The 6954-nt window shown below is 72.2% G+C and carries 8 protein-coding genes; 5 read left to right on the top strand and 3 right to left on the bottom strand.

Annotated features, from left to right (window positions below):
• Window positions 1–198: 198 nt before the first annotated feature.
• The 3 genes from ACFYUY_RS17850 (at window position 199) to ACFYUY_RS17840 (ending at window position 1754) form a co-directional block, all read left to right on the top strand.
• Window positions 199–318, top strand: a complete 120-nt coding sequence (locus ACFYUY_RS17850) for a putative leader peptide (protein WP_347878546.1) — start codon at window positions 199–201, stop codon at window positions 316–318.
• 113 nt (window positions 319–431) lie between these two features.
• The gene (locus ACFYUY_RS17845; protein WP_196952340.1) at window positions 432–710 is read left to right on the top strand and encodes a MoaD/ThiS family protein; all 279 of its coding nucleotides are present in this window, start codon (window positions 432–434) and stop codon (window positions 708–710) included.
• A 75-nt stretch (window positions 711–785) separates the two neighbouring features.
• Window positions 786–1754: a cysteine synthase gene (locus ACFYUY_RS17840; protein ID WP_360223461.1), complete on the top strand. Its 969-nt coding sequence runs from the start codon at window positions 786–788 to the stop codon at window positions 1752–1754.
• Window positions 1755–1973: 219 nt separating this feature from the next.
• Here the strand turns inward: ACFYUY_RS17840 and ACFYUY_RS17835 are convergent, their stop codons facing one another.
• Complete coding sequence (locus ACFYUY_RS17835; protein ID WP_360209507.1) at window positions 1974–2444, bottom strand: type II toxin-antitoxin system PemK/MazF family toxin; 471 nt, start codon at window positions 2442–2444, stop codon at window positions 1974–1976.
• Between the two features lie 187 nt (window positions 2445–2631).
• Between ACFYUY_RS17835 and ACFYUY_RS17830 the strand changes: the two genes are divergently transcribed.
• Together ACFYUY_RS17830 and ACFYUY_RS17825 are read left to right on the top strand one after the other, a co-directional pair.
• Window positions 2632–2820: a MarR family transcriptional regulator gene (locus tag ACFYUY_RS17830; RefSeq protein ID WP_360209504.1), complete on the top strand. Its 189-nt coding sequence runs from the start codon at window positions 2632–2634 to the stop codon at window positions 2818–2820.
• A gap of 265 nt (window positions 2821–3085) precedes the next feature.
• On the top strand, window positions 3086–3832 hold the full coding sequence (locus tag ACFYUY_RS17825) for an MBL fold metallo-hydrolase (RefSeq protein ID WP_360209501.1): 747 nt from the start codon (window positions 3086–3088) through the stop codon (window positions 3830–3832).
• A 97-nt stretch (window positions 3833–3929) separates the two neighbouring features.
• Here the strand turns inward: ACFYUY_RS17825 and ACFYUY_RS17820 are convergent, their stop codons facing one another.
• Together ACFYUY_RS17820 and ACFYUY_RS17815 are read right to left on the bottom strand one after the other, a co-directional pair.
• Window positions 3930–5207: a PTS transporter subunit EIIC gene (locus ACFYUY_RS17820; protein ID WP_360209498.1), complete on the bottom strand. Its 1278-nt coding sequence runs from the start codon at window positions 5205–5207 to the stop codon at window positions 3930–3932.
• A gap of 430 nt (window positions 5208–5637) precedes the next feature.
• Window positions 5638–6927, bottom strand: coding sequence for a PTS transporter subunit EIIC (locus ACFYUY_RS17815; RefSeq protein WP_387901487.1), 1290 nt, complete (start codon window positions 6925–6927; stop codon window positions 5638–5640).
• Window positions 6928–6954 lie beyond the last annotated feature (27 nt).

The raw sequence follows: 6954 nt of genomic DNA, 5'->3' as shown, positions 1-6954 counted from the left end.
GGGGCGGGGGGGGGCCCGGGGGGCGGGGGGCCGGGGGGGGCGCGCCCCCCCGCCCCCCCCCCCCCCCCCCGGGGCCCCCCCCCCCCCCCCGCCCGGCCCGGGCCCCCGGGCCCGTCTCGTCTCAGCACGAGGGACGGGAACATCCGGATCCCGAGACGGAGATGTCGGAGCGGGCCCGGGAATCTATACGATGAGCCCATGCGTTCCGTCGATGTGAGCAACCAGGCCCCGGGCACCCGCCTCGTGGCGCGCCTGCACGTCGACCTGTGCCGGCTCGCCAGCGCGATCTGTCCCGGCACGCCCGCGCGCTCACGCTGAGCCGCCACGCCCCACCCGGGCCCGCCGCCGGTCGGCGACGCCGAGCCCCGGGACCATCAGCCCTGCCGCGCCCGCTGCGGCCCACCCCTCACGACTCGCACAGGAGCGCACCCATGGCCATCGAGGTCCGCATCCCGACCATCCTCCGCACCTACACCGACGGCGCCAAGGCCGTCGAGGGCACCGGCAGCAACCTCGGGGAACTCTTCACCGACCTCGACGCCCGTCACCCGGGCATCGCCGCCCGCCTGGTCGAGGGCGGCGAGCTGCGCCGCTTCGTCAACGTCTACCTGAACGACGAGGACGTCCGCTTCCTGGAGGGCATCTCCACCGCCCTCGCCGACGGCGACAGCGTCACCATCCTGCCCGCCGTGGCCGGCGGCGCCCGCTGACCTCCCGGCTCCCCCGCCCGCGCGGCGGGGGAGCCGCCCCCTCGACACCCCCCAACGCCGCGGCCGGAGGCCCCCTTGCGTTACGACAGCCCGCTCGAAGCCGTCGGGAACACCCCGCTGGTCCGCCTGCCCAGGCTGTCCGCCGCCGTTCCCGGCAACGCCGACGGGCTGGTGAGGCTGTGGGCCAAGCTGGAGGACCGCAACCCCACCGGCTCCATCAAGGACCGCCCGGCGCTGCACATGATCGAGCGCGCCGAGGCCGCCGGCCGGCTCACCCCCGGCTGCACCATCCTCGAGCCCACCAGCGGCAACACCGGCATCTCGCTCGCCATGGCCGCCAAGCTCAAGGGCTACCGGATGGTCTGCGTGATGCCCGAGAACACCAGCGAGGAACGGCGCGAACTGCTCCGCATGTGGGGCGCCGAGATCATCCCCTCGCCGGCCGCCGGCGGCTCCAACACCGCCGTCCGCATCGCCAAGGAGATCGCCGCCGAGCACCCCGACTGGGTCATGCTCTACCAGTACGGCAACCCCGACAACGCGGGCGCCCACTACGCCGGCACCGGCCCCGAGATCCTCGCCGACCTGCCCTCCGTCACCCACTTCGTGGCCGGCCTCGGCACCACCGGCACCCTGATGGGCGTCGGCCGCTACCTGCGCGAGAAGGTCCCCGGCGTGCGGATCGTCGCCGCCGAACCCCGCTACGACGACCTGGTGTACGGGCTGCGCAACCTCGACGAGGGCTTCGTCCCCGAGCTGTACGACGCCGAGGTGCTCACCACCCGCTTCTCGGTCGGCTCCGCGGACGCCGTCCGCCGCACCCGCGAACTCCTCCAGCAGGAGGGCATCTTCGCGGGCGTCTCGACCGGCGCCATCCTGCACGCCGCGATCGGCGTCGGCCGCAAGGCCGCGGCGGCCGGGGAGCGGGCGGACATCGTCTTCGTCGTCGCCGACGGCGGCTGGAAGTACCTGTCCACCGGCATCTACACCGCCGAGTCCACCGAGGCGGCCGTCGAGGCGCTGCAGGGCCAGCTCTGGGCCTAGGGCGTGTCTTTCGGATCACGCCAGGCGGTCGCCGCCGGGGCACGCACTCCCCCAGCCTTCGGCCGGGGGTACCCCCACGCCGGCTTCTCGTCAGTCGCCGATGCTCCGCATGGACTCCCTCCTCGGCACCGCCGATGCACGCACCCCAACGACGCCCGCTGATCCGACGTGATCCGAAAGACACGCCCCAGGGCGCCGGACCCGCGGCCCGTACGGGACCTAGCCGGTCCGCAGGGCCCGTTCGGCGCGGGACCAGACCTGCCGGTCCACCGTGCCGGCCCGGCGGCGGAAGGCCGTCAGCGGCACCTCGCGCAGCTCGTCGGTCTCCAGCCAGCTGGTCCGGCCCTGCCGGTCGCCCACCGAACCGGGCGGCAGCGGCAGCACTCCCGGGCGGTCGCCGTGGTGCTTGCTGGTGATCTTCGCGACGGTGGCCTGCCGGCCGTGCACCCGCAGCACCAGGCACGGGCGGTCCTTCGCCCCCGGGCCGTCCTCGAACGGCACCTCCGCCCACCAGATCTCCTGCGGTCGGGGCACCGCCGCGCCGCGGGTCGCCGGGCGCGGCCGCGGGCCGGTCGGACCGGCCGGTCGGGGAGCCGGGCGGGTCCGCCTGACCAGTGCCGCCGCGACGGCGGCCACCGCCGCGACGCCCGCCACCGCCAGGACCACCCAGATGCCAGTCATGCCGCTCATGCCGCGAACCGTACCGGCCCGCGGCGGCGCCCACCACCGTCGGTGCTGTGACAGTTGAGTATTTGTCCGCCCGTTGCTCCCGGTTCGTCACGGAACGGCCACGGTGCCCGTTCTGCGCACAGGACACCGCCCCGGCCCGGAAAAGCTGCCCACGAACGTCCGCCCCCGCCCCTCCGGAGGTGTCCTCGTGAGCAGGGACAGCGACCTGTGGTCCTACGCCGAGATCGCCCGCCACATCAACGTGCAGCCCGAGACCGTGCGCAACTACCGCCGGCACGGGCTGCTGCCCGACCCCGACGTCGTCGACGACGGCCACCCCCGCTGGCACCCGGACACGATCCGCACCTGGGCCCGCAACCGCCCCCGCCACCGCTGACCGGCCCGGCAACGGCCCCCGCCCCGCCGCGGGACCGCCGGACCGCCCCCGCAACCGCTGAGCGACACCCCCGGCACCGCTGAGCGAGGCCCCCGCCCCGGCCCCGGCGTTCTGGTGATTCCAGCCACAGCCCGGCACGGGGACGGGGGCAAAGTGTCCTTCCGCCCTTACCCTCGACACGCGAAGCAGTGCTCCCGGCCGGTTCCCCGGCCCGGCCTGCCGTTTTCCAGCAGCAGCCAGGACGTGTCGGGGCGGAGGGGCTCGGATGAAGATGACCGTGGTGGGGTGCTCGGGGAGCTTCCCGTCCGCCGACTCGCCCTGCTCCAGCTACCTGGTCGAGGCCGACGGCTACCGCGTCGTGCTCGACCTCGGCAACGGCGCCCTCGGCGCCCTGCAGAAGTACGTCGACCTCTACGCGGTCGACGCCGTCCTGCTCAGCCACCTGCACGCCGACCACTGCGTCGACCTCTGCGCCTACTGGGTCGCCCGCAACTACCGTGCCGAGGGCTGCCCGGACCCGATGCCCGTCTACGGCCCGGCCGGCACCGCCGAGCGGCTCGCCCGCGCCTACGACATGCCGGAGAACCCCGGGATGAAGGAGGTCTTCGACTTCCGCACCCTCACCCCCGGCGCCTTCGACCTCGGCCCGTTCCGGATCGAGGTCGCCCAGGTCAACCACCCGGTCGACGCCTTCGCCTTCCGCCTCGAACACGACGGCCGCTCGCTCGTGTACTCCGGCGACACCGGCGAGAGCGCCGAGCTCGTCGAACTCGCCCGCGACGCCGACCTCTTCCTCTGCGAGGCCGCCTACATCGACGGCCGGGACACCTACCGGGCCGTCCACCTCAACGGGCGCGAGGCCGGCGAGCACGCCACCGCCGCCCGCGCCCGCCGCCTCGTCCTCACCCACATCCCGCCGTGGACCGACGCCGAGCACAACCGCCGGGACGCCGCCGCGGCCTACGCCGGGCCCGTCGAGATCGCCCGGGCCGGCGCGGTCTACCGGATCTGACCCGCGACGGCCCGCCCGGTGGGCCGCCACGCACGACGACCCCGCCCCGCCGCTGGGGGAGCAGCGGCGGGGCGGGGTCGTGGGGTGCGGCCGGGTGTCAGGCCTTGGTGACGTCCTCGATCTCGTCGTCCTCCTCGCGACCGGGGGTCTTGAGGTCGAACTTGGTGATCGCGAAGCGGAAGAGGAAGTAGTACAGCGCGGCGAAGGCGAGGCCGATCGGGATGATCATCCACGGGTCGGTGGCCTTGCTCCAGGCCAGGGCGTAGTCGATCAGGCCGCCGGAGAAGGTGAAGCCGTCGTGCACGCCGAGCGCCCAGGTGACGGTCATCGAGACGGCGGTGAGCAGCGCGTGGATGACGTACAGGGCCGGGGCGATGAAGACGAAGGCGAACTCGATCGGCTCGGTGACACCGGTCACGAAGGAGGTCAGCGCCAGTGAGAGCATCATGCCGGTGACGGCCTTGCGGCGGTGCGGCTTGGCGGCGTGGGCGATGGCCAGGGCGGCGGCGGGCAGCGCGAACATCATGATCGGGAAGAAGCCCGACATGAACTGGCCGGCGGTCGGGTCGCCGGCGAAGAAGCGCGGGATGTCGCCGTGCACGATGGTGCCGTCGGCCTTGGTGAAGTCACCGGTCTGGAACCAGGCGTAGGAGTTCACGAACTGGTGCATGCCGACCGGCAGCAGACCGCGGTTGACCAGGCCGAAGGCGCCCGCACCGAACGCGCCGGCGCCGATCAGGGTGTCGTTCAGGCTCTTGATGGCGTCGCCGACCGGGCCCCAGGTCAGGGCGAAGAGCACGCCGACGGCGGTGCCGACGAAGGCCATCAGGATCGGCACCAGGCGGCGGCCGTTGAAGAAGCCCAGCCAGTCGACCAGCTTGGTGCGGTGGTACTTCTGCCAGAGCACGGCGGCCAGCAGGCCGATCACGATGCCGCCGAGCACGCCCGGGTTCTGGTAGGTCGGGGCGACCCACTTGCCGTCGGCGATGTGGCCCTCGGCGATCGGGAACGCGGTCAGCACGTTCTTGTAGACCAGGAAGCCGACCAGGGCGGCGAGGGCGGTGGAGCCGTCCGCCTTCTTGGCGAAGCCGATCGCGATGCCCACCGCGAAGAGCAGCGGCAGGTTGTCGAAGACCCCGCTGCCGGCGGTGTTGAACACCGCGGCGACCTTGTCCCAGCCGAGGCCGTCCTTGCCGAACACGTCGTCCTGGCCCAGGCGCATCAGCAGGCCTGCGGCGGGGAGCACGGCGATGGGCAGCTGGAGGCTGCGGCCGATCTTCTGCAGACCCTGGAGGAGGCTCTGGCCGAACTTCTTGGTCGGGCTTGGCGTGGCCGGAGCCGTGGCGGGCGCCGGTGCCTGCGCAGACTGACTCATGGGGGTGGGTTCCTAACGGCATGGCGGTCGGTCGGGGGAGGGGCACAGGGGGCCGAACCGCGAACTGGTCTACACCACGTGTGGTGTAGACCAGTTTTGTAGCACGGGTGGAGAAGGCGGGGAACCCCGGAAAGCGCTGCTGCCGGGAAGCGCTATGAAATCGAAACCTACTTGCGGAACGACGATCATGATTACCCGGCGTGATTGGTATTTTGGCTATTTGCGCAACAAAAAGGCCCGGCCTCGCCGGGCGTCGCCGGCTCGCGGCGGAGCGTGCGCGACCAGGCCGGTGGTGCGGCCGCCGAGGCTTTCCCGCCAGGGCAATTGGCCCTTTCCGGAAAGTCGATGGCCCCCGGACCGACGGGTCCGGGGGCCATTGCGGGTGACGTCCGGTGACGCTCGGTTTCGGGGGCGGTTTCGCGGCCCGCTATCAGGCCCTCGTGACGTCCTCGACCTCGCTCTCGTCCTCCCGGCCGGGCGTTTTCAGGTTGAATTTGACGATGATGAACCGGAACAGCGCGTAGTACACGGCGGCGAAGCCGGCCCCGATCACGAGGATCAGCCACGGCTTGGTGGCCAGGCTCCAGTTGATGACGTAGTCGATCAGGCCGGCCGAGAAGCTGAAGCCGTCGTGGACCCCGAGGCCCCAGGTCAGCCCCATCGAGACGCCCGTCAGCAGGGCGTGCACCAGGAACAGCGCCGGGGCGATGTAGGCGAAGGAGTACTCGATCGGCTCGGTGACGCCCGTCACGAAGGAGGTCAGGCCGACCGACAGCATCAGTCCGTAGATCTCCTTGCGGCGGTGCGGCTTGGCCGAGTGCGCGATCGCCAGCGCGGCGGCGGGCAGCGCGAACATCATGATCGGGAAGAAGCCGGACTGGAACTGGCCGGCCGTCGGGTCGCCCGCCAGGAAGCGCGGGATGTCGCCGTGCACCATCATGCCGTCGGGCTTGGTGTACTCGCCGAACTGGAACCAGACGAAGGTGTTCAGCAGCTGGTGCATGCCGATCAGCAGCAGCAGGCGGTTGAACAGGCCGAAGAGGCCGGCGCCGGTCGACCCGAGGTCGGCGAGGGTCTGGCTGAAGTCGTTGAGGCCGCGGCCGATCGGCGGCCAGACCCAGACCGCCAGGCAGGCGGTCAGCATGCCCACCAGGGCGGTGATCATCGGCACCAGGCGGCGGCCGTTGAAGAAGCCCAGCCAGTCGACCAGCTTGGTGCGGTGGAAGCGGACCCAGAGCCAGGCCGACATCAGGCCGATCAGGATGCCGCCCAGCACCCCCGGGTTCTGGTACGTGGCGGCCGCCGACTTCGCCGAGCCGTAGTCCACGCACTGGTCGCTGACCAGCACCGTCGGCGGCTTGCACTGCTCCGGGAAGGCGTGCAGCACCCGGTAGAAGACGAGGAAGCCGACCACGGCCGCCAGTGCCGTCGAGCCGTCCGCCTTCTTCGCCATGCCGATCGCCACGCCGACGCAGAACAGCATCGGCAGGCCGAGCGCGGAGTCCAGCAGGGCGCCGCCGGCCGCGGCGAAGACCTTGGCGACGTTGTCCCAGCCGAGGCCGTCCTTGCCGAAGACGTCGGGCTGGCCGAGCCGGTTGAGGATGCCGGCGGCCGGGAGCACCGCCACCGGGAGCTGCAGCGAGCGGCCCATCTTCTGGAGCCCGCCGTAGAGGTTGTGCCACCACACGGTCTGCGGGGTCGTGGCGCCTGCCGAACTCATCCTTCGACCTCCGGGGAGCAGTGGGCG

The sequence above is a fragment of the Kitasatospora sp. NPDC004745 genome, from assembly GCF_042873275.1.
GTDB lineage: Bacteria > Actinomycetota > Actinomycetes > Streptomycetales > Streptomycetaceae > Kitasatospora.
This window is presented reverse-complemented; position numbering and strand designations above follow the sequence as displayed.

Bases quoted from the DNA above. Each gene is read 5' to 3' on its own strand.
- ACFYUY_RS17815 (WP_387901487.1), bottom strand. From the start codon at position 6,927: ATGAGTTCGGCAGGCGCCACGACCCCGCAGACCGTGTGGTGGCACAAC.
- ACFYUY_RS17835 (WP_360209507.1), bottom strand. From the start codon at position 2,444: ATGAGCGGCATGACTGGCATCTGGGTGGTCCTGGCGGTGGCGGGCGTC.
- ACFYUY_RS17825 (WP_360209501.1), top strand. From the start codon at position 3,086: ATGAAGATGACCGTGGTGGGGTGCTCGGGGAGCTTCCCGTCCGCCGAC.
- ACFYUY_RS17820 (WP_360209498.1), bottom strand. From the start codon at position 5,207: ATGAGTCAGTCTGCGCAGGCACCGGCGCCCGCCACGGCTCCGGCCACG.
- ACFYUY_RS17845 (WP_196952340.1), top strand. From the start codon at position 432: ATGGCCATCGAGGTCCGCATCCCGACCATCCTCCGCACCTACACCGAC.
- ACFYUY_RS17850 (WP_347878546.1), top strand. From the start codon at position 199: ATGCGTTCCGTCGATGTGAGCAACCAGGCCCCGGGCACCCGCCTCGTG.